Here is a 19,050-nt window from a genome sequence, read left to right on the forward strand (position 1 = left end):
GCCGGTCCTCCCGCCGCTGCCGCCCACGGCGCAGCGGCTGGTCGGGCATCCAGCCGAAGGTCAGACAGGCGCCCACCACACCGAGCAGCATCCCCATCAGGAAGCCGCCCAGGTTGGAGGTCACCCAGCTGGCCAGCGAGGCGAGCACCGCGAGGACGGAGTAGAACAGCCGCTGCGCCGGGTTGAACAGGATCAGCAGGCCGCACAGCACCATCACTACCGGCACCAGGTACCCGGCCAGTCCCGCCATCCCGATGTGCAGGAGGACGGGCAGCGGGGCCCACAGCGTGAACAGGATCTCGGCGCCGCCGAGCGTCACCAGCAGCCCGCCCCAGAACGGTCTCTTGCCCCGCCAGTCGCGCTTGGCCGGGCCCGGTGGAACGGCGACGGGGGGCGTGGTCGCGGCGGGCGCGGCGGCCGTCCCCTCGGCTGCCACCCCCTCGGTCCGCGCCACGGCACCCTCGCCGGTTCCGGCCTGCTCCGGTACGGACTCCGTCATGCTCAGCAGCCCTTGGTGCTGAAGCTCAGCCGCAGGTTGGGCAGTTTGAAACCGACGGCGGTGCTCGCGTAGTTGTGCTGCTTGAGGTGGGTCAGCAGGACGTGGTCGGCCTGCTGGCCGAAGACGCCCCGGCCGCCCTTGCCGACGTCACCGGCCTTGTTGAAGGTGCTGGCGTCGCCACCGATCTCGATGTTCTTGAACTCCGCGTCGCCGGACAGCAGATCGGAGTCGGTGGTGAGGTCGCTGGCGGTGACGGGGGTGCCGCCGTCGCCCGCGTGGATCAGCAGGTTGACGCCGCCGAGGTCGACGCTCTGGCACAGGTTGGTGATCTCGGCGGACTTGATCGCCGACACCGCGACCAGGACCTGGCCGCCGGTGTTCCCCTTGTTGGGACTGTTGGGGATCATCTTGTCCAGCGAGCCGAACTGTGCGAAACCGTCTCCGTCGAGCTTGTCCGCGGTGATCGTGAACGGCATGCCGGAGATGGAGAACTGCGCGGCGAGCACGCCCTGGGCGGTGAGGGTCATCAGGACGCCCCCGATCGCGACAGCCGGTACGGCCATCAGGACGGAGCGCTTCAGCCGCACCCGGCCTCTTCTGGTCCCGGTCGGCGTCTGCGGGGTTTCCGCCGCGGCGGCGGCGTCCTCGGACATGGCCATGTGTGCTCCCTGTGCGTGGATGGGTGTGCAGGCACTGGCACGTTGCCCTGGCGCGGACAGCGTTGGGCGGCCCGACCGGCCGTCCGCCCCTCGGCAGCGGGGCGGGTCCGGTCGGAGCGCGAAGTAACTGGAAGCTACTGCCCGGTATTGGCCGGGTCAATAGAGGTGCACGAAGGATCTTCACCGATCCCGGCTCCGAGCCGCTCGACCGCCTCTGCCGGGCCGAGGAACGGCGAGAGGCAGAACATGCTCAACACCGGTATCAGATTAGGCAGTTGAGCGGTGCGGCCAGAGGCGATCCGCCGGTAGACCGCGCTGTAGACGCCGCCCACCACGGCATCCACCATCTCCTCCACCCCGACCCCGCCCGGTAGTTGGGGCACGTCGGCGAAGAACGCCCGGAAGCGGGTAAGGAGTTGGTCCCGCTCACGCCGTCCAGCCGGGCCGACCGCCTCGATCTCGATCACCGCCATGGTCGCGAAGGACGGTGTCCCGGCGAGGAGTTGGAGCATCGCGCCGAGCGCCTGACGGATCCCGGCGCACCAGTCGGATTCGGCCGCGAAGGCCGCCGCCATCCGCCGGATCACCACCCCGGTGCCGTGCCGGTGGGCGGCCAGGAAGGCGTCCTCCTTGCCGCTGAACAGCTCGTAGAACACCGGTCTGGTCACGCCCGCCGCGCGGCAGATCTCGCTCACCGTCGCGTGCTGGTAGCCGCGTTCGGCCACCGTCCGGACCAGCCCGTCCAGCAGCCGCTCGCGCTGGGTCGCGGCGACCACGCCGGCGGGCAGTCGGCGCGGGCCGGGCTTGATCGATCTGGCCGGATCCCGGCCGGTCCGGGCACCCGGCAGCAGGATCATATCGGCACTCCGGAAGTACTTCCGATCCATCCCAACTCCTGTGTCCTGTATTGACATTGACGGAAGAGCGGGTTTACAACACTGGCAGGTTTCCAACCGGTGGGTAAGCAGGCCACCACCGGTCGACCTCCAGGGCTTCGACGCCCCCGGGCCAGCCGCCCGGGCTTCAGGACCACGGCGGGCACTTGGGCCGCGGCGGTGGCAGCCGCCGACGTGCACACCCACAGCAGCGCACGTCCGCACCGATCCGGCTCCGTGCCGCTGTGATCCGAACCGCCGCGTACAGCACCGCCGTACCTCCGCGAAGTCGCACCTGCACACCGCCGCACCGCACGAGTGGGCCCGTGGCGCCGGGCCCGCCCGTACCGCGGTCCGCCGGAGCCCTCGGTACTCCAACACCTCCCCCGTCGTGCACACCACCACACCCGCACGCCGGGATTCCCCCACCCGTCCCCGGACGGAGAGAGGCACCCTCATGCGCATCCGTCGCACTCTCGCAGCCGCATCCCTCGCCGCCATCGCCCTCACCGGCGCCGCCGTGGCACCGGCCCAGGCCGACGCCGGCGCCGTGCTGACCACCGGCAGCGCCTCCGGGCCGGCCGTCTCCGTCGGCGACACCCTCACCGCCAGTCTGGTCTCCGGCACCGCCGCGACCTTCACCGACGGCCCCGACAGCACCAACGGCGTCAGCTGTGCGAGCTCCTCCTTCTCCGCGACCGTGACGTCCAACCCGGCCGCCCCCGGCAGCGCGACCGAGCAGCTCAACAGCCAGTCCTTCGACTCCTGCACCTCCACCGTCATGGGCGTCATGGGCGTGCAGAGCGTCACCGCCACCAGCCTGCCGTACACCAACACCGTCACCTCCGGCTCCGGCAACAACGTCTCGCTCAACGGCGGCACCGCCGGCCCGGTGGGGATCACGGTGGTGCTGAACACCCTCCTCGGCACCATCGAATGCGACTACCAGAGCCCCAGCGGCATCTCCGGCGCCACCTCGAACAGCGGCAACACCATCGGCTTCTCCAGCCAGCCGGCCAACCTGGTCTCCGGCCCGGGCCTGTGCTTCTCCACCGGCTACTTCAGCGCCACCTACGGCCCGGTCACCGACAGCTCGGTCTCCGGCAGCCCGGTCCTGTACGTCAACTGACGCTCCAGGGAGCGGACATGAGGCGAGCGGCGTACGACGGGCAGCAGCCCGCCGTACGCCGCGCCGGGCGGCTACGGCTTGATGCAGAAGTACACCACCAGGCCTGCGGTCAGGCTCAGCAGGACCAACGCCCCGCCGAACCTGATCCGGGAGAACAGCGCCGACCCGGCCCGGCCGGCCGCCCGGGTCCTCGCCGAGGCGAAGGTGATGGGCTACCACGGCAACAGCGACTACGGCTCCGCGCTCGGCGAGTTCGCCGACCGCCACCTGGACGCGGCCGGCCCGCGCACCTGTGTGCTCGTCCTCGGCGACGCCCGCAACAACCACCGCGACCCCAGCCTGGACGCGCTGCGCCGGATCGTCGGCCGGGCCCCGCGGGTGTTCTGGCTCAACCCCGAACAACCCGCACTCTGGCCGACCGGCGACTCCGCCGCACTCGCGTACGCGGACGTCGTGGAGATGCATTCCTGCCGCAACGCCCGCCGACTCGGCGAGCTGATCTGCCGCCTGCTGCCGGTCTGAAGAGCGATCTAGGACAGGCCCCAGCCTTCGAGGTGCTTCAGGAAGTCCAGCAGCGCCTCCGTCACCTCGGCCGGCCGCTCCTGCTGCGTCCAGTGCCCGGTCTCCGGCAGCCGGACGTGCCGGTGCAGCTTGGGCAGCCGGCCCAGCAGGTGGGCCAGCACCTCCGGCGGGACCATCGCGTTCACCAGGTCCTGTTCGCCGGCCACGTACAGCGCCGGGACCTCGACCGTCACCCCGGTGAAGGCGGCCAGCAGTTCGGCGTTGCGGTCCAGGTTGCGGTACCAGTTGAGCCCGCCGGTGAAGGCGCGCTCGCCGTGCGTGGCGTAGTCGGCCGTGAAGGCGTCCAGGTCCGCGTCGGTGAGCCAGTCCGGCAGCGTCTCCGGCTCGGGGACGGTGTCCAGCAGGGCCTTGCCCTCGGGCACGATCCACGGCCGCGGCACGCCGTCCGGCTGTTTGCCGCACAGGATGCGCCGCAGGCTGGACTTGATGTCGGCGGCCAGCTCGTCGTCGGCCCGTCCGGGCTCCTGGAAGTAGACCTGGTAGAAGCCCTCGCCGAAGTTGGCCCGGGCGGACTGCAGCGGCGGCGGCCCGCCCACCGGCAGCGGCGGAACGCTCAGCCCGGCCACCCCCCGCACCAGGTCCGGCCGGAGCGCGGCGGTGGCCCAGGCGACCGGCGCGCCCCAGTCGTGCCCCACCACCACGGCCTGCTCCGCTCCCAGCGCGCCGATCAGCGCGGTCACGTCCCCGACCAGGTGCAGCAGGGTGTAGGCGTCCACGTCCTCGGGCTGTGAGCTGCGGGCGTACCCGCGCTGGTCGGGGGCGACCACCCGGTACCCGGCCTCGGCGAGCGGCGCGAACTGGTGCCGCCAGGAGTACCAGCTCTCCGGGAAGCCGTGCAGCAGCAGGACCAGCGGCCCCTCGCCCTGCTCCGCGAGGTGCAGCCGGACGCCGTTCACCTCGACGTGGCTGTGCTTGATCGCGTCGTTCAACTCCGCTCCCGGTTCGGTCCGATGGGTCCTTGGGTGGCCCCGTGCGACCCCTGCCCAGCCCAAGGCACCCCCAACCCCGGTGGGTTCCCCTTCCGCCATGTCCACTCGGAAAGCAGCCGAGGCCGCCCCGGTGTTCCGGGACGGCCTCGGCCTCGGCCTAGCGCGCTGAACTGATTGTGCGTCAGCTCACCGTGTAGCTGTACGGGATCGCCGCGAGCACCGAACCGGTGGTACCCAGGCTGTTGTTGGCGGTCGGCACGAAGCTCGGGCCGGACACCAGGTAGAGAACACCCTTGACCGTGCTGCCCTTCGGGCCGGTCGGGGTCACGGTCACCTGCAGCGAGCCGGTGGCGCCCGGAGCGACGGTCACCGGGTTGGCGGCCGGAGCGGAGGCGTTGACACCGGAGGCGTACGGGTCACCGGTGCTGGAGGCCAGCGCCGGGTCGAACGCCAGGGTGTGCGCGGTGGCGGTGATGGTGGAGGTACCGGCCGGCGCGGTGCCGTTGCCGAACGGGCCGATCTGCTGGACGAAGGTGCCCCAGGAGCCGGGGACGACCGGCTGCTCGGCGCTGCCCTTGTCGGTGGCGACCGAGATGGTCGAACCGTCCTGGGCCTTCTTCAGGTCACCGAACAGGTCCGGCGAGCCGGTGGTGGCGTTCAGCTCGATCTGCGCCGGCGTCGAGGACGCCGCCACGGCCTTGAGCTGGTCGGTCGCCGGCGGCACCAGGAAGCCCGGCACCGAGGAGGTGAGGCTCAGCGGCAGGGCGACCGAGGCCGAGGCGCCCTGCGGCACCAGCGGAAGGTCGACCCGCTTGTCCAGACGGCCGTCTGCCGCGATCCGCTGGGTGGCGGCGGTGTTGTTGGTGTAGTTCACCTGGACGGTGACCGGCTTGCCGGCCTCCAGCTTGGTCTTCGCGTCGTTCGGCAGCCCGGCCGCGGTGGCCTGGTTCTGGTTGAACGCGATGGTGCCGGTGAAGTCCTGCGAGAGCTCCTGGCCGCTGACCGGGCCGAGCACGTTCAGGACGAACCGCCAGTGGCCCTCGGCCGGGTTGACCGTGGTGGCCGAGACACCGTTGGAGCTGCCGGTCAGGTTGCCCTGGGCGTCGAACAGCGCGTTGCCCTCGATGTCGATCGGGGTGCCGTTCGGGCTGATCAGCGCGCCCTGCATGAGCAGGTTGGCGTCCTTGGCGACGGTCACGCCGACCCGCAGGTCCTTCTGGCCCTTCGGGACGTCGAAGCCGTAGGTGAAGCTCTGAGTCGGCGAGGAGCCGCGGCCGTTGCCGCCGGTGATGGTGCCGGTGAAGGTGCCGGTGCCGTTGGTGACCGGGACCAGGCTGCGCAGGATCACCGGAACGCTGGTGGTGTTGCCGTTCGAGCTGGAGACGGTGACCGCCTCGCTCGAGTCGCCGCTGGTCGCCGGGACGGTGAGCTGGACCTTGAGGGTCTTGGTCTCACCCGGCTTCACGTCGGTGCTGTTCGGGCTCACCGCGCCGGCCGGGACCGCGCGCTGGGTCGAGGTGCCGAACTGGACGTCGCCGCTGTAACCGGCCTTGCCCGCCGGGGTGTACATGATCGCGGTCCACTCACCGGCGACCGGGTGCGGGACGTCGACCAGGCCGTAGTTGGCCGGGGTGGCGCCGCCCTGCGGACGGGTGTTGGTCTCGAAGCGGCCCGACGGGTCGAGCAGCGTCATGCGGACCACGGGACCGTTGGTGACCGGGTTCGGGCCGCCGTGCCAGGCGATCGACGCCGCGAGGCGGTCGGCACCGGCCGGAACGGTGAACTTGACCTGCTTCTGCACCCAGGTGGCGCCGTTGGTGGCGTACTTGAAGGTGTCGGTGGAGGCCGTGTCCAGCTTGACGGTCTGCTGGTTGTTCGACAGCGGCGCGAAGCTGCGGGTCGCGGCGCTCACCGTCTGGGTCTCGTCACCGGTGTTGGTGACGGAGACATCAGCGGTGTGGGTCGAGCCCGGGGTGCCGGAGATGTTCAGCTGGCCGGTGTTGACCACGACGGTCTGGGCACCGTCGGTGCCGTCGCCGTCGTCGTAGCCGCGGGCGGCCTCGACGGCGGCCCGGACGTTCAGCAGACCGGCGCCCTGCTCCTCGGCGGGGACGCCGAGGTCGGTGGCGGTACCGGTGATGAACTTCTTCACCAGGGCCGGGGACGGCGAGTCGCCGCCGTGGGTGTCGCGGTAGGCCTGGATGACCAGGGCCGCGGCGCCGGTGACGAACGGGGCGGCCTGGCTGGTGCCACCGAAGGGCTGGATCGCCGAGGGCTTGCCGTTGAAGTCGGTGCACTCGGTGAACTTGGTGGTGTCGGGGGTGCAGAGCGCCCAGTCCGACTCGCCCGGCGCGACCAGGTCGACGGTCCGGCCGGCCTGGGTGAAGCCACCCGAGGACAGCGCGGAGATGCGGCTGTTGCTCCAGGTCTTGTTGGAGAACTGGGAGGCCGCGTAACCGGTCTGCTGGTAGTTCTGGTTGTCCGTCGACGCGCCGACCGCGATCACGTTCGGGTCGGTGGCCGGGGTGCCGATCGTCCCGCTCAGGCCCGCGTCACCGGAGGAGACGGAGACCGTGACACCGGCCTTGACGGCCTGGTCGTTGAAGAGCGAGATGGTGTCGTGCGCGCCGCTGTCCGGGGTGACGTTGCCACCGAAGGACTCGTTCAGCACGTCGACGTGGGCGACCCGCACCGCGTAGTCGATGGACTGCAGGATCGACGAGTTCGACATCATCTCGCCGCCGGCCTTCAGGGCGACCAGGTCCGCGTCCGGGGCGAGGCCCTTGATGCGGATGTTGCAGCCGGCCGGAAGCGGGTGCGAGGAGTTGACGAACTTCGAGACGTCGTAGGTCTGACGGCCCTGGGCGATGACCGCCGAGGCGTCGCCGAAGGCCTCGGCGGCACCGCTCGGCGCGCCCCAGCCGTCACCCGCGAAGTCCTGGTAGTCGACCACGGCGTGCGAACCGTCGGCCCGGATGAAGTCCGGGTTGTTCGGGTCGAGGCTGTCGGCGATGTAGGCGACCTTGACGCCCTTGCCGGTGGCCAGGTCGGCCGCGCCGGGCTTGCCGTTGCCGGTCACACCGTGGACCGAGTACAGGCCCTCCGGCTCCAGCAGCGGCTTGGAGGGGTCGGAGGGGCAGACCGTGTTGGTCGCGTTCTCCTCGGGCTGGCCGTTGCTGCCCGAAACGGCCTCCGGAGCGGCGTTGCCCTTGGCCGAACCGGCCGCGGTCGTGTCCGTGTCCTTCTTGGCCTTGGCGGCGGCGATCGGAGCCACCTGGACCTGAGTGTCCGCCACCACGGAGGCGACCGCCGGGTCGGCCTGCAGCTTGGCGCGCAGCGCCGGGCTGACCGTGGCCGAGAAGGCGTTGCCGACCACGAAGCTCTTGATGTTGGTGCCGCCGTTGGCCTTGACCTTGTCCAGCAGCGGCGCCTGGGAGTTGGCGGTCTTCTGCTGGCGGTCGCCCAGGTGGCCGTGGTCGGCCGGGGCGTCCGCTATCTGGTCCTTCAGGATCACGATCACCGGTGCCGGCGCGCCGTCCGCGGACGCCGCCTGGGCGTTCTGCGGGTCCTGGAGCGGGGCTGCGTTGGCGATGGTCCCGAGAGTCAGGACCATGGACGCGGTGGTGACCGTGACGGCGGCTGCAAGCTGGGTCTTCCGCCAGCCGATCAATGGACATCCTTTCGTCTGATGAGACGTCAGGTTGCACGGCCCAGCGTACGCGAATCCCGATTGGACGCGTGGTTGCTCCGGACCGCGCGTCCCGACAGCGGACGCATTCCAGCGCATCCGACACGACCACGACAAGGGGCAAAATCCCCATCAGAAAGTAAAAATGACCATCGGGAAGTAAAATTCACAGTATAAATCGCGCCGAGTCCGTCCCTTTTTCACCGATCAGAGCCGGTCAGGGACGGTCGAAAGTGACCGCCGCGGCGGAGAATTTGCCAGTGGCGAACTCTCGACAGTGGCGAAACATCGCCACCCGGTTCACTGCGCGCTACCTACTTGTCGACACTTCGACCCTTCCTTCCCCGTCGACCGGGATCGAAACAACACGCGGCGACGACGCTGGGGCCGCCGGGGAGAGTTCGCCCACACCCCCGGCCGCTCGGACGTTTTCCGCAAGGCGCTTCCCGGAGGGGACTTCAGGAGGAGGCCGCCAGCCACTCCTGAGCGTCCGCCAGGCCCCCGGCGGTCGGCGCGTCGTCCCGGGTCAGCCGGTGGCGCCAGTACCCGGCGAAGTCGATGCCCGGCTTCAGCGCCCCCTGCTCGTCGACCAGGCACCGGCGGATCGTCCGGACCGCCCCGCCCCGCCTCGGCGGCGGGTCAGCCGGTCGGACGAAGGGCTCACTCGTCGGCAGCACGGCACCCCGGAACGCCCCGGCCGGATCGGCGCTCGGCTTCGGGAATCGCCAGGTAGGCCTGGCATCGACCTGTCGGGTCGCCCTGCCGCGCCGGCAACAGCGGCTCGCGTTGCCCGGGACGCGGGAAGCGGAGCCCAGGCTGCCGGTCGGGCGCCGTACCGGCGGTGTCGGCCAGGGCCTCGCCCTCCAAGGCAATCCGGGCGGTGCGCGGCGTGATCCGACGGACCGCCACGACCGCGACGAAGGTGACGGACGGCGCCATCGCGAACCCCTTCGATTGGTAATCTTACGACATAAAGAATCACCGTCGCGGGGATGCTTTACGCCCTAAGGAGATTTCGGATGACCGTCTACGCCGGGCAGGGCGACGTCCACCGCTCGCTCGCCCTGCTCTGGGGCGCTCCCGCGGAACCGCGCGCCGGGCGCAGCGGCCCCAAACCGGGCCTGAGTGTGGACGCGATCGTGTCCGCCGGAATCGCGGTGGCCGACACCGAGGGGATGGCCGCACTCTCGATGCGCGCCGTGGGCGAACGGCTCGGTCGCACCGCGATGGCGCTCTACACGTACGTACCCGGAAAGGCCGAGCTGCTCGATCTGATGCACGACCGCGCACTCGCCGAACTCCCCGGCGAACTAACGCTGCTGGAGGGCTGGCGGGCCGCCGCCGAAGCCTGGGCCGAGCAACTGTACGCCTGCTACCTGCGCCACCCCTGGGTACTCCAGATCTCCCAGGCCCGCCCGGTGCTCGGTCCGGCCGAACTCGCCTCCATGGAGAGCCTGTTGACCGCCCTACGGCCGGCCGAGCTGGCCCCGGAGCGGCTGCGCGGGGCGGTCGCCGCACTCTGGCAGTTCGTCCGCGGCACGGCCGCCGCGACCGCCGACGCACGCGGGGCGGCGGCCGCCACCGGCGTCGCGGCCGAGGACTGGTGGAGCGCTCGCTCGGCCCAACTCGCCGAGCTGGCACCGGACTTCCAGGAGCGCTTCCCACTGCTGACCGCACTGCAGAGCGCCACCGGCGCCGCGCCCGAGGAGAGCAGCCGGGAGGACTTCCGCACCGGGCTCGCGGTGCTGCTCGACGGCATCGCGGCCGGGGTCTCCGTTTAGGCCGGGCGGGCCCTGGGACGGGACCTAACCCCGCCGGGCGGCGGGGATCGCCAGCAGCACGCCGAAGACCAGCAGGGCGGCGTACCCGACGGTCTCGTGGCCGTCCGGCACCAGGAAGCGGACGAAGCCGAACAGCCGGAAGCCCCCGAGCCGGTCGGCCAGCAGGCCGGAGCCGCCGCCGAGGATCAGCACGAAACCGAGGTAGCCGAGCAGGGTCTTCATACCCCCGAGCCTACGAATCCCCGGCCGCCGGTTCAGCCGACTTTCGGCGCGGGCCGGGGCCACCAAAGTCTCGGTCCCTTCCCGGGTCCTCTTCCCGGGGTGGCTCCGGACGGAGCAGCAGGCACGGCGGCCCGGCGGCGGCGCCGGTACGTTCGCGGTGTGCAACCAACGCATGTGCAGCAGAAGTCACCAGCCGTCACCCGGCTCGCCGCCTCGGCGGCCGCCGCCCTGGTGCTCGGCATCGGCGCCCCGGTGGTGTTCGCTGGCGGCGCCCCCACCGTCTCCGCGCAGGACGGCTCCTCAGCCGTCGGCGGCGAGCGGCTCGGCCGCCAGGCCGTCCAGGTCGCGCCGCTGGCCGGGGCGCCCGCCCTGCCCTCCGGGCTGAGCGGCCGCTCCTGGCTGGTCGCCGACGCCAGCACCGGCGAGGTACTCGCCGCCCGCGACGCCCATCTGCCGCTGGCCCCGGCCAGCACCCTCAAGATGCTGTTCGCGGACACCGTGCTGCCCAAGTTCGACCGCTCGATCGAGCACCAGGTCACCCCCGCCGAACTCGCCGACGTCGGCGTCGGCAGCAGCCTGGTCGGTGTCAAGGAGAACCTGCCGTACCGGGTCGAGGACCTCTGGCGGGGCGTCTTCCTCAGCTCCGGCAACGACGCCGTGCACGTCCTGGCGCACATGAACGGCGGCGTCCAGCAGACCGTGGCCGAGATGCAGGCCCGCGCCCAGTCGCTGCAGGCGAACGACACCAAGGTGGTCTCCCCCGACGGCTACGACATGCCCGGCCAGGTCTCCTCCGCCTACGACCTCACCCTGTTCGCCCGCGCCGGGCTGCGCAACGCCGACTTCCGCTCCTACTGCTCCACCCGCACCGCGCGCTTCCCCGGCGGGCTGGACAAGACCACCGGCCAGCGCATCTCCTTCGACATCGCCAACACGGACCGGCTGCTCGGCAAGTACCCGGGCCTGATCGGCGTCAAGAACGGCTACACCACCAACGCGGGCGCCACCTTCACCGGCGCCGCGGAACGGGACGGCCGCACCCTGCTGGTGACGGTGATGCACCCCGAGGCGCAGGGCAGGGTCTACGACGAGGCCGCCAGCCTGCTCGACTGGGGCTTCGCGGCAGCGGGCAAGGTCCAGCCGGTCGGGCAGCTGGTCGAGGACCTCGGCGGCCCGGAGACCGCCTCCCCCGACACCGCCCCGGAGGCTGCGGACGCCACCCAGCTGCCGCCCTGGTCCCGCCCGCCGGTTTTCCACAACAGCGACTCCGGCCTCGCCCCCGCCCTCTGGTCGGCCGGCATCCTCGGCACCGCCCTCGCCGTCTGGGGCACCGCCCGCGCCGCCGCCCGTCGCCGCACCGCCGCCACGTCCGCCCCGGCCCCCGGCGCCCCCGACGTCGGCTCCTCCGAGGTCAGCTCCTCCGGTGTCAGCGGCCCCAACCCCCGCAGCCTGGTCCGCCGCGCCCGCGCCCTGATCCACGGCGACCGCCACCGCCGGACGCGCTGAGCTGCGGGGACTGCATCTAGACTTCCGGCCATGACCACGCCCGACCCCTCCGCCTCGGACCGGCTCGCCCGGATCGTCAGCCTCTCCTCCGGCAGCTACCTGCTCGTCACCACGTACAAGAAGGACGGCTCCGCCGTGCCGACCCCGGTGTGGGTGGTGCGCGACGGGGAGGCGCTCGGCGTCTGGACCGTCGCGGACTCCTGGAAGGTCAAGCGGATCCGCAACCGCGCGGACGTCCTGGTCGGCCCCTGTGACGTCAAGGGGCGGCCGACCGGCAAGCAGTACCCGGCCACCGCCGAGATCCTCGGCCCCGAGCGGACCGCCGCGTACCGGACCCTGCTGCGACAGAAGTACGGCCTGCTCGGGGTGCTCACCCTGCTCGGCAGCCGGCTGCGGCGCGGCGAGCGCGGGACCGTCGGGATCCGGATCACGCTGGCCTGATCGCCTGGAGCCGGGGTACCGGTCCTCAGCGTAGGTGCGGGTCCGCCAGCACGCTCGGCAGACCGACGAACTGCGGCTCCGGGCCGAAGCGCTCCTCGCATCGGGAGAGACGTTCAGCGACCAGTCCGCCCTGGCAAGCTTGACGGCCATGGAAGAGAACGAGGTCGAGCCCGCACCGCTGCTGGTGGTGGACGGCGCGAACGTGGTCGGGTCGGTGCCCGACGGCTGGTGGCGTGACCGGCGCGGCGCCGCCGAGCGGCTGAGGGACTCACTGGTCCCGCTCGCCACCCGGGGGCTGCCGAATCTGCCCGGCCCGGTGGAGGTGGTCCTCGTCGTGGAGGGTGCCGCACGGGGCGTGACCGGCCTGCCCGAGGTGCGGGTGGTCGCGGCGGGCGGCAGCGGCGACGACCGGATCGTCGAGCTGGTCCGCGAGGCCCGTGCCGAGCACCCCGACCGGCGCTGCCTGGTCGTCACCGACGACCGCGAACTCCGCACCCGCGTCGGCTCGTTGGGTGCCGCCGTCACCGGCCCGCGGAGCGTTCGGCCCTGACCGGCCCTCGGGCCAGCAGACCTGGACGGCGTGCAACCTCCGCGCCAACGCCCGTCCGAGACCGCCACCGCCCGGCGCAGCACGGCACGGCCCGTCAACCGACCCGACCCACACCACACCGGAGCCCGCCGTCGGCGCCACCAGCCCGCGTCGCGTACGGCACCCACCACCACCGCGCCGTGTCTGCGAACCGAATCCGGCGATTTCAGCGCGTGCGGGAACCGACCGCTCCGGTCGTCCGACTGCTGTGGGGTGAGTACGAAGTCGCCGGGTGTCCGGCCGTTGAGTGTGCTGGTGGGGTTCGCCCTGCTGCTGGTGGTGGTGTTCGTGGTGGCGTATGCGGTGGGGCGGCAGGCAGGGCCGGTGGCGCCGGGGCTGACGCCGGGCCGGGGTGGCGGGGCGTCGCCGGGGATGGGTGGGCACGACATGGGCGGGATGCGGTGAGCCCGCTCGCGGGCGACGACGCCGGGGCGCTGGTGTCCACCGATCTGGCGGTCGGCGGGATGACCTGTGCGGCCTGCGTGGGCCGGGTGGAGAAGCGGCTGGGCCGGATAGACGGGGTGACGGCCGGGGTGAACCTGGCCACCGGGCGGGCCCGGGTGCTGCATCCGGCCGGGGTGTCCGTAGAGAAGCTGGTGGCGGCTGTCGAACGGGCTGGCTACACCGCCGAGTTGGCGCCCGGCGGGCTGGCGGAGGAGGAGCCGGACGAGCGGTGGCGGCTGCTGGTGAGCGCCCTGCTGGCCGTCCCGGTGCTGGTGCTGTCGATGGTGCCGGCGCTGCAGTTCACCGCCTGGCAGTGGGTCTGCTTCGCGCTGGCCGTCCCGGTGGTGACCTGGGGTTCGGCGGGCTTCCACCGCCGGGCCTGGCAGGGGCTGCGGCACGCGGCGGCGACCATGGACACCCTGGTCAGCCTGGGCGTGGTGGCCTCCTTCGGCTGGTCCGGGTACGCGCTGTTCCTCGGCGGGGCCGGGCAGTTGGGCATGCGGATGCCGTTCTCGCTGACCGCCGACGGCGGCGGCACGGCGCACGTGTACCTGGAGGCGGCGGTCGGCGTGCCGCTGTTCGTGCTGGCCGGCCGGCTGTTGGAGGGGCGGGTGCGGCGGCGCAGCGGCTCCGCGCTGCGGGCGCTCGCCGAGCTGGGCGCCAAGCAGGTGTGTCTGCGGGCGGAGGACGGCGAGGAGCGTCTGATGCCCATAGAACTCCTGCTGCCGGGGCAGGAGTTCGTGGTGCGCCCGGGCGAGCGGGTGGCCACCGACGGGGTGGTGGTCGAGGGCGGTTCAGCGCTGGACCTGAGCCTGCTGACCGGGGAGAGCGTGCCGGTCGAGGTCGGCCCGGGTGACCGGGTGGCGGGGGCGACGGTGAACGTCGGCGGCGCGCTGGTGGTGCGGGCGACGGCCGTCGGCGAGGACACCCAACTGGCCCGGATCACCGCGCTGGTGGCGGACGCCCAGGCTGGCAAGGCCCGTGCCCAGCGGCTGGCGGACGCGGTGGCCGGGGTGTTCGTGCCCTGCGTGCTCACCGTCGCGGTGTGCGTGCTCGGCTTCTGGCTGGGCGCGGGCGCGGCCCCGCAGGCGGCGGTCACGGCGGCGGTCGCGGTGCTGGTGGTGGCCTGCCCGTGCGCGCTGGGCCTGGCGACCCCGACCGCACTGCTGGCGGCCACCGGACGCGGCGCCGAACTGGGTGTGCTGGTGCGCGGCCCGGAGGTGCTGGAGAGCCTGCGCCGGGTGGACACCGTGGTGATGGACAAGACCGGCACGCTCACCACCGGTCGGATGGAGCTGGCGGCGGTGACGCTGGCCGAGGGCTTCACCGCGGAGTTCACGCAGGAGGAGGTGCTGCGGCTGGCCGGCGCGGTCGAGCACCGCTCGGAACACCCGATCGGACGGACCGTCGCGGCCGCCGCCCGGGAGCGCTGTGGGGCGCTGCCGGCGGTGGACGGCTTCGCGGCCACCGCCGGCCTCGGGGTGTCCGGCACGGTCGAGGGCCGGTCGGTGCGGGCGGTGCGGCCGGACGACGGTGCCCTGCCTCCGGAACTGGCCGAGGCCGTGGCGGCCGCCGGGGAGGCGGGCCGCACGGCGGTGCTGGTGGAGCTGGACGGGCGGGGCGCGGCGGTGCTGGCGGTCGGCGACACGGTGCGCTCGGGCAGTTGGCGGGCACTCCACCGGCTGCGCGGGATGGGCCTGGAGACCGTCCTGCTGACCGGCGACGGCCCGGGCGCGGCCCGCGCGGTGGCGGCCGAGCTGGGCATCGAGCAGGTGCACTCCTCCGCTTCGCCCGAGCGCAAGTCCGAGGTTGTGGCCGAACTGCGCGCCGCCGGACGAACCGTGGCGGTGGTAGGCGACGGTGTCAACGACGCGGTGGCGCTGGCCTCGGCGGACCTCGGGGTCGCCCTGGCTTCCGGCAGCGACGCGGCGATCGGCGCGGCAGGGCTGACCCTGGTGCGCGGCGACATCGAGGCGGTGGTGGACGCGGTACGACTGGCCCGGCGGACCCTGGCGACGATCCGGGCCAACCTGCTCTGGGCCTTCGGCTACAACCTGGTGCTGATCCCGCTGGCGGCCGTCGGGCTGCTGAACCCGATGCTGGCGGCGGTCGCGATGTCGCTCAGTTCGCTGCTGGTGGTGGGCAACAGTCTGCGGCTGCGCACCTGGCAGCCGGGGCGGGGACAGCACGGCGGACAGCGCGACAGCCAGCACTGCGGACGGCGGAAGGGGGCGCGGCGATGAGGGCACTGGAACGACTCAAGGTGGTCGGCCCGCCGGTCGGCGCGACGGCGCTGGCACTGACTCTGCTCACCGGCTGGACGGCGGTCGGCGGGGCCGGCGCGCCCCGGCCGGTGGAGGCCGACGCCGGCTGGGTGCTGCTGCCGACGGCGGGCGCGGCCTCGGCGACGGCGGCCTTCTTCACGGTGCGCAACCTGGGTGACGTACCGGACGAACTGACCGGCGCCAGCTGGGAGTTCGGCGTCCCGATCACCCTGAAACGGCACCTGCACCAGGGCGCGGCGGGCCGCTGGGAACCGGTTGCCGCGCTGCCGGTTCCGACCCGGGGCGAACTGGCGATGTCCCCCGAGGATGCCGACCTGATGATCGCCGCCCCGCCCCCGCTCAAGCCCGGCCAGTGGGTGGGCTTCACCCTCACCTTCCGCCGCAGCCCGCCCCTGCGGCTGGTCGCCCGGGTCCTGCCGCCGGGCGCGCGGCCACGCTGAGGCCCGGGCGCCGGGTCGGGTGAACCCCGGCGGCGCCGGGCCGCGTTGGACCTAATGGTGGCGGCCCGTGTGGGGCGCGGCCGCGCACCACCTTCACGCGGCCGCACCCCGACCGCCCGGCCGAGCGTGTGCTCGACGGGGCGGTCGGGGTGTGGCCGCGCCTGGCGGTCCGCAGGTCGGTCAGCCGTGCGGGACGACCGCGACCGGCGCCCCGGCGTGGTGCAGTGCCGCGTGGGCGACCCGGCCGAGCCGGGGGCCGAACTCGATCGGGCGACGGCGCCGGCCGACCACGACCAGCGCGGCCCCGGCGGAGGTCTCCACCAGGCCGCGGGCGGCGCCGAGCCGGACGTCCTCGACCACCTCGACCCCGGGGTGCTGCTCGCGCTGCCCGGCCAGGGCGAGCGACAGCAGCTTGGCCTCCAGCGCCTCCAGCTGGGCGATCTCCGCCGCCGGTACGGCGCCGCCCGCGTAACCGAACAGCGGTGGCAGGTCCCAGCCGTGCACCGCCCGGACCCGGGCGCCGCGCAGGGCGGCCTCGCGGAAGGCGAAGGCGAGCACCTCCTCCTCGGGGCTGTGCGCGTCGACGCCGACCACCACCTCGCCGAAGCCGGTCCCGGTCTGCCCCTCGCGGGACTCCCGCACCACGACGACGGGCGTGCCGCTGCGCCCGGCCACCGCCATGCTCACCGAGCCGAGCAGCAGCCCGGTGAAGCCGCCGAGCCCGCGCGAGCCGAGCACCAGCAGGTCGACGTCGGCGGCCGCGGCCACCAGGCCGTCCACGGGCGCGTCCAGGACGGCGTCGGTGCGCACGGCCAGGCCCGGGTGGCGGCCGCGGATCTCGTCGGCGGCCGCGGTCAGGGTGCGCTGCGCGGCCTCCGGGAGGTCGTCCGGTTCGGCGAAGGAGGACACCCCGTCGGTCAGCCACGGCCAGGCGTGCACCAGTCGCAGCGAAGCCCCGCGCCGCACCGCCTCCTCGGCGGCCCAGTGGGCGGCGGCGGTGCTGGCGGGCGAGCCGTCGACCCCGGCCGCAACGGTTGACGTCATGAGAGTTCCTCCATGTCTCGGCACCGGGAACGGTGCGCGCTGACGCCCCGTCCGCTCCTGCTCCCACCCTGACGTCCGGGTACGGCCCCCGCCAGAGGCCGCAAGCCCCCCGCCCGCGGGACGAAAGACCCGCCGGCCCAAGATTACGGACGCCCCCGGCCTTCACCGTGCCGACACCCGCGCACTACCGTGCGAACACGGCATTCCCGCTGGCCGGACGGTACCGAAGCCGCCCGGACCCGCAGCGGTGAACGGTCCGGGCGAGAACGAGGAGGACAGCGGTGGGCGGAGCCGGGGCGTCCTCGGCGAGCTGATCCGCCATCCGCAGCCGCTGCGCTGCCCGGTGCTGTCCGACCGCCCGGCCTCGGTCGGCTTCCCGGCGAACCACCCGCCGATGCACACCTTCCCGGGGGTGCCGGTGCGGGTGCGAGGCGAGGTGTTCGGCAACCTGTACCTGACCGACAAGCGTGGCGGGCTGGACTTCGACGAGGACGACGAGACGGTGATCGCCACCCTGGCGGTCGCGGTCGGCGGGGCCTTCACCCTCGGCCCGGCGGACGGCGAGGGCAGCGGCACCCGGCTGGTGTGGGAGGCACCGCTCGGCTCCTGAGGGCCGAGCGAGGCATCGGGGTAGTGCCCGGCACCCTCGACGGTCACCGCGCGACCGTCGGTGGCGGTGCGGGTGATCCGTCGCTGAGGAGGGATCACCCTCGCCCGTCCCTTTCTCAGCCCCGGAAGGCCAGCAGGCGGTACTGCGGGTCCGGGCGCGGGGTGTCCTGGGCGGGGAGGGCGGCGAGCGCCCGGGTGGTGGCGGCAGCGTCGACGGGATCGCGGCACCAGGGGATGCGACCCTTGGCGACGGACTCCTGCCAGGCGCGCGGGCTGCGGCCCTGGCCGAGGCCGGGGAAGGCGGTCTCTGCCGTGGGGTGGAGGCCGAGGGCGGCGGCCTGGGCCGTGAGGCGGGCGGCGTTGTCCGTCACCTGCGGGGCATGGCGGCGGCGCAGCTCGGCCGTGGCGGCGGCGAGGTCGCTGGGCTGGGCGAAGTACGCGTCGTTCTTGTCCACCGTGGTGATCAGCACCCCGCCCGGGCGCAGTACCCGGCGGGCCTCCGCCAGGACGGGCGCGGCGTCCGGCAGCAGGTGGAGCAGCCAGACCAGCACCACCGCGTCCACGCTGCCCGTCCGGAGCGGGAGCCGGGTGGCGTCCGCGCGCAGGACGGCGCCGGGCAGGCGCTGCTCGGCCAGGCGCAGCATCCCGGGTGAGCGGTCGACCCCCAGGACGGTCCGGCCCGGGCGGCGCAGCCGGGCGGTGACGATTCCGGTTCCGCAGGCGATGTCCAGCACCGTGCACCCGCCCTCCGGCAGCAGCCGCTCGACGGCCTCCGCCGCGGCCCCGGCGCGGGGTTCACCGCCGCGTGAGGCGTCGTACTCCCGTGCCTCGGCGTCGTAGTCGATCATTGGTCCCGGCCTCCTCCGCCCGGCAGTCAAGCCGACCCGGGGTCAGTCGGGCAAGCGGTCCGAGGACAGGCACCGGCCGATCACCACCTCCGGCCGGATGCGGATCCGGGCGGTGTCAGCGGCGTGACGGACCTGGGCGCGGCCGAGGACGGTCACGTACCAGCCGGAGCCGTCGGCGCCGTTCACCTCGTCGGCCTCGAAGGCGATCACCGCGTCCTGGACCGCCCGGGCGAGTTCCGAGTCGGCGGGGGCCGAAAGCAGCACCCCGCCGTCCTGGCCGGGGGCGAGCCGGAAGGACACCGGCTGGACGGCAGGGAGGGCTCCAATGGTGTAGACCACCCGGCCGACCGTGGCCCGGGCCAGCAGTTCCAGCGCCCGGGCACGGTCGAGGACGGGCAGGTCGTACGGGTCGTGATCGCTTTTCATGCCTGCGATGCTCGCCCGGACGGGGCGGGGTCACGAGGGCCGATGGTCCCAGGT

General features: G+C 73.2%; 20 protein-coding genes and 1 pseudogene. 10 read left to right on the plus strand and 11 right to left on the minus strand.

Annotated elements, in window-relative coordinates:
* The 3 genes from ACWC9T_RS19170 to ACWC9T_RS19180 all read right to left on the minus strand — a co-directional run.
* A partial coding sequence (locus ACWC9T_RS19170; RefSeq protein ID WP_449822223.1) for a DUF6114 domain-containing protein occupies nt 1–499 on the minus strand: 499 nt, incomplete at its 3' end.
* A 2-nt stretch (nt 500–501) separates the two neighbouring features.
* Nucleotides 502–1,158, minus strand: a complete 657-nt coding sequence (locus ACWC9T_RS19175; RefSeq protein ID WP_449822224.1) for a DUF6230 family protein — start codon at nt 1,156–1,158, stop codon at nt 502–504.
* A gap of 134 nt (nt 1,159–1,292) precedes the next feature.
* Nucleotides 1,293–2,015, minus strand: a complete 723-nt coding sequence (locus ACWC9T_RS19180; protein WP_449822225.1) for a TetR/AcrR family transcriptional regulator — start codon at nt 2,013–2,015, stop codon at nt 1,293–1,295.
* 475 nt (nt 2,016–2,490) lie between these two features.
* Here ACWC9T_RS19180 and ACWC9T_RS19185 point away from each other — a divergent pair, with 475 nt between their 5' ends.
* Entirely contained in the window at nt 2,491–3,162 is a 672-nt protein-coding gene (locus ACWC9T_RS19185) for a Tat pathway signal sequence domain protein (protein WP_449822226.1), read from the plus strand.
* Between the two features lie 81 nt (nt 3,163–3,243).
* The gene (locus ACWC9T_RS19190) at nt 3,244–3,684 is read left to right on the plus strand and encodes a VWA domain-containing protein (protein ID WP_449822227.1); all 441 of its coding nucleotides are present in this window, start codon (nt 3,244–3,246) and stop codon (nt 3,682–3,684) included.
* An 8-nt stretch (nt 3,685–3,692) separates the two neighbouring features.
* On the opposite strand, the gene ACWC9T_RS19195 is transcribed toward ACWC9T_RS19190, so the two are convergent.
* The 4 genes from ACWC9T_RS19195 to ACWC9T_RS19210 form a co-directional block, all read right to left on the minus strand.
* A complete protein-coding gene (locus ACWC9T_RS19195) occupies nt 3,693–4,673 on the minus strand; it encodes an alpha/beta fold hydrolase (RefSeq protein ID WP_449822228.1) in 981 nt (326 codons plus the stop codon).
* A 181-nt stretch (nt 4,674–4,854) separates the two neighbouring features.
* Nucleotides 4,855–8,343: a S8 family serine peptidase gene (locus ACWC9T_RS19200; RefSeq protein WP_449822229.1), complete on the minus strand. Its 3,489-nt coding sequence runs from the start codon at nt 8,341–8,343 to the stop codon at nt 4,855–4,857.
* 476 nt (nt 8,344–8,819) lie between these two features.
* Nucleotides 8,820–9,038 (minus strand): hypothetical protein, encoded by a 219-nt coding sequence (locus ACWC9T_RS19205; RefSeq protein WP_449822230.1) that lies wholly within the window; start codon nt 9,036–9,038, stop codon nt 8,820–8,822.
* On the minus strand, nt 9,022–9,300 hold the full coding sequence (locus ACWC9T_RS19210) for a siderophore-interacting protein (RefSeq protein ID WP_449822231.1): 279 nt from the start codon (nt 9,298–9,300) through the stop codon (nt 9,022–9,024). The genes ACWC9T_RS19205 and ACWC9T_RS19210 overlap by 17 nt, the downstream gene beginning before the upstream one ends.
* 80 nt (nt 9,301–9,380) lie before the next feature.
* Here ACWC9T_RS19210 and ACWC9T_RS19215 point away from each other — a divergent pair, with 80 nt between their 5' ends.
* Nucleotides 9,381–10,142, plus strand: a complete 762-nt coding sequence (locus ACWC9T_RS19215; protein ID WP_449822232.1) for a TetR/AcrR family transcriptional regulator — start codon at nt 9,381–9,383, stop codon at nt 10,140–10,142.
* 24 nt (nt 10,143–10,166) lie between these two features.
* On the opposite strand, the gene ACWC9T_RS19220 is transcribed toward ACWC9T_RS19215, so the two are convergent.
* On the minus strand, nt 10,167–10,364 hold the full coding sequence (locus ACWC9T_RS19220) for a hypothetical protein (RefSeq protein ID WP_449822233.1): 198 nt from the start codon (nt 10,362–10,364) through the stop codon (nt 10,167–10,169).
* Between the two features lie 159 nt (nt 10,365–10,523).
* On the opposite strand from ACWC9T_RS19220, the gene ACWC9T_RS19225 reads away from it, so the two are divergent.
* The 6 genes from ACWC9T_RS19225 (at nt 10,524) to ACWC9T_RS19250 (ending at nt 16,069) form a co-directional block, all read left to right on the plus strand.
* A complete protein-coding gene (locus ACWC9T_RS19225; protein WP_449822234.1) occupies nt 10,524–11,870 on the plus strand; it encodes a D-alanyl-D-alanine carboxypeptidase family protein in 1,347 nt (448 codons plus the stop codon).
* 30 nt (nt 11,871–11,900) lie between these two features.
* Nucleotides 11,901–12,311, plus strand: a complete 411-nt coding sequence (locus ACWC9T_RS19230) for a PPOX class F420-dependent oxidoreductase (RefSeq protein ID WP_449822235.1) — start codon at nt 11,901–11,903, stop codon at nt 12,309–12,311.
* 148 nt (nt 12,312–12,459) lie between these two features.
* Nucleotides 12,460–12,861, plus strand: coding sequence for an NTP pyrophosphohydrolase (locus ACWC9T_RS19235; RefSeq protein ID WP_449822236.1), 402 nt, complete (start codon nt 12,460–12,462; stop codon nt 12,859–12,861).
* A 282-nt stretch (nt 12,862–13,143) separates the two neighbouring features.
* Nucleotides 13,144–13,305 (plus strand): hypothetical protein, encoded by a 162-nt coding sequence (locus ACWC9T_RS19240; protein WP_449822237.1) that lies wholly within the window; start codon nt 13,144–13,146, stop codon nt 13,303–13,305.
* Nucleotides 13,302–15,587, plus strand: coding sequence for a heavy metal translocating P-type ATPase (locus ACWC9T_RS19245; RefSeq protein ID WP_449822238.1), 2,286 nt, complete (start codon nt 13,302–13,304; stop codon nt 15,585–15,587). Before ACWC9T_RS19240 ends, ACWC9T_RS19245 begins: the two co-directional genes overlap by 4 nt.
* Nucleotides 15,584–16,069: a copper chaperone PCu(A)C gene (locus ACWC9T_RS19250; protein WP_449822239.1), complete on the plus strand. Its 486-nt coding sequence runs from the start codon at nt 15,584–15,586 to the stop codon at nt 16,067–16,069. The genes ACWC9T_RS19245 and ACWC9T_RS19250 overlap by 4 nt, the downstream gene beginning before the upstream one ends.
* A 180-nt stretch (nt 16,070–16,249) precedes the next feature.
* Here the strand turns inward: ACWC9T_RS19250 and ACWC9T_RS19255 are convergent, their stop codons facing one another.
* Nucleotides 16,250–17,113: a universal stress protein gene (locus ACWC9T_RS19255; RefSeq protein WP_449822240.1), complete on the minus strand. Its 864-nt coding sequence runs from the start codon at nt 17,111–17,113 to the stop codon at nt 16,250–16,252.
* Between the two features lie 247 nt (nt 17,114–17,360).
* Between ACWC9T_RS19255 and ACWC9T_RS19260 the strand changes: the two are divergent.
* Nucleotides 17,361–17,651 (plus strand): annotated as a pseudogene (locus tag ACWC9T_RS19260) (GAF domain-containing protein); the annotation flags it as partial.
* Nucleotides 17,652–17,838: 187 nt separating this feature from the next.
* Here ACWC9T_RS19260 and ACWC9T_RS19265 read toward each other — a convergent pair.
* Nucleotides 17,839–18,570, minus strand: a complete 732-nt coding sequence (locus tag ACWC9T_RS19265) for a class I SAM-dependent methyltransferase (protein WP_449822241.1) — start codon at nt 18,568–18,570, stop codon at nt 17,839–17,841.
* Nucleotides 18,571–18,612: 42 nt separating this feature from the next.
* A complete protein-coding gene (locus tag ACWC9T_RS19270) occupies nt 18,613–18,996 on the minus strand; it encodes a pyridoxamine 5'-phosphate oxidase family protein (RefSeq protein WP_449822242.1) in 384 nt (127 codons plus the stop codon).
* Nucleotides 18,997–19,050 lie beyond the last annotated feature (54 nt).

Source organism: Kitasatospora sp. NPDC001159, from assembly GCF_053598235.1.

Excerpts from the sequence above, each read along its gene's own strand:
- ACWC9T_RS19175 (WP_449822224.1), bottom strand. The coding sequence starts at position 1,158 with ATGGCCATGTCCGAGGACGCCGCCGCCGCGGCGGAAACCCCGCAGACG.
- ACWC9T_RS19180 (WP_449822225.1), bottom strand. The coding sequence starts at position 2,015 with ATGATCCTGCTGCCGGGTGCCCGGACCGGCCGGGATCCGGCCAGATCG.
- ACWC9T_RS19185 (WP_449822226.1), top strand. The coding sequence starts at position 2,491 with ATGCGCATCCGTCGCACTCTCGCAGCCGCATCCCTCGCCGCCATCGCC.
- ACWC9T_RS19190 (WP_449822227.1), top strand. The coding sequence starts at position 3,244 with ATGCAGAAGTACACCACCAGGCCTGCGGTCAGGCTCAGCAGGACCAAC.
- ACWC9T_RS19210 (WP_449822231.1), bottom strand. The coding sequence starts at position 9,300 with ATGGCGCCGTCCGTCACCTTCGTCGCGGTCGTGGCGGTCCGTCGGATC.
- ACWC9T_RS19215 (WP_449822232.1), top strand. The coding sequence starts at position 9,381 with ATGACCGTCTACGCCGGGCAGGGCGACGTCCACCGCTCGCTCGCCCTG.
- ACWC9T_RS19220 (WP_449822233.1), bottom strand. The coding sequence starts at position 10,364 with ATGAAGACCCTGCTCGGCTACCTCGGTTTCGTGCTGATCCTCGGCGGC.
- ACWC9T_RS19230 (WP_449822235.1), top strand. The coding sequence starts at position 11,901 with ATGACCACGCCCGACCCCTCCGCCTCGGACCGGCTCGCCCGGATCGTC.
- ACWC9T_RS19235 (WP_449822236.1), top strand. The coding sequence starts at position 12,460 with ATGGAAGAGAACGAGGTCGAGCCCGCACCGCTGCTGGTGGTGGACGGC.
- ACWC9T_RS19250 (WP_449822239.1), top strand. The coding sequence starts at position 15,584 with ATGAGGGCACTGGAACGACTCAAGGTGGTCGGCCCGCCGGTCGGCGCG.
- ACWC9T_RS19255 (WP_449822240.1), bottom strand. The coding sequence starts at position 17,113 with ATGACGTCAACCGTTGCGGCCGGGGTCGACGGCTCGCCCGCCAGCACC.
- ACWC9T_RS19265 (WP_449822241.1), bottom strand. The coding sequence starts at position 18,570 with ATGATCGACTACGACGCCGAGGCACGGGAGTACGACGCCTCACGCGGC.
- ACWC9T_RS19270 (WP_449822242.1), bottom strand. The coding sequence starts at position 18,996 with ATGAAAAGCGATCACGACCCGTACGACCTGCCCGTCCTCGACCGTGCC.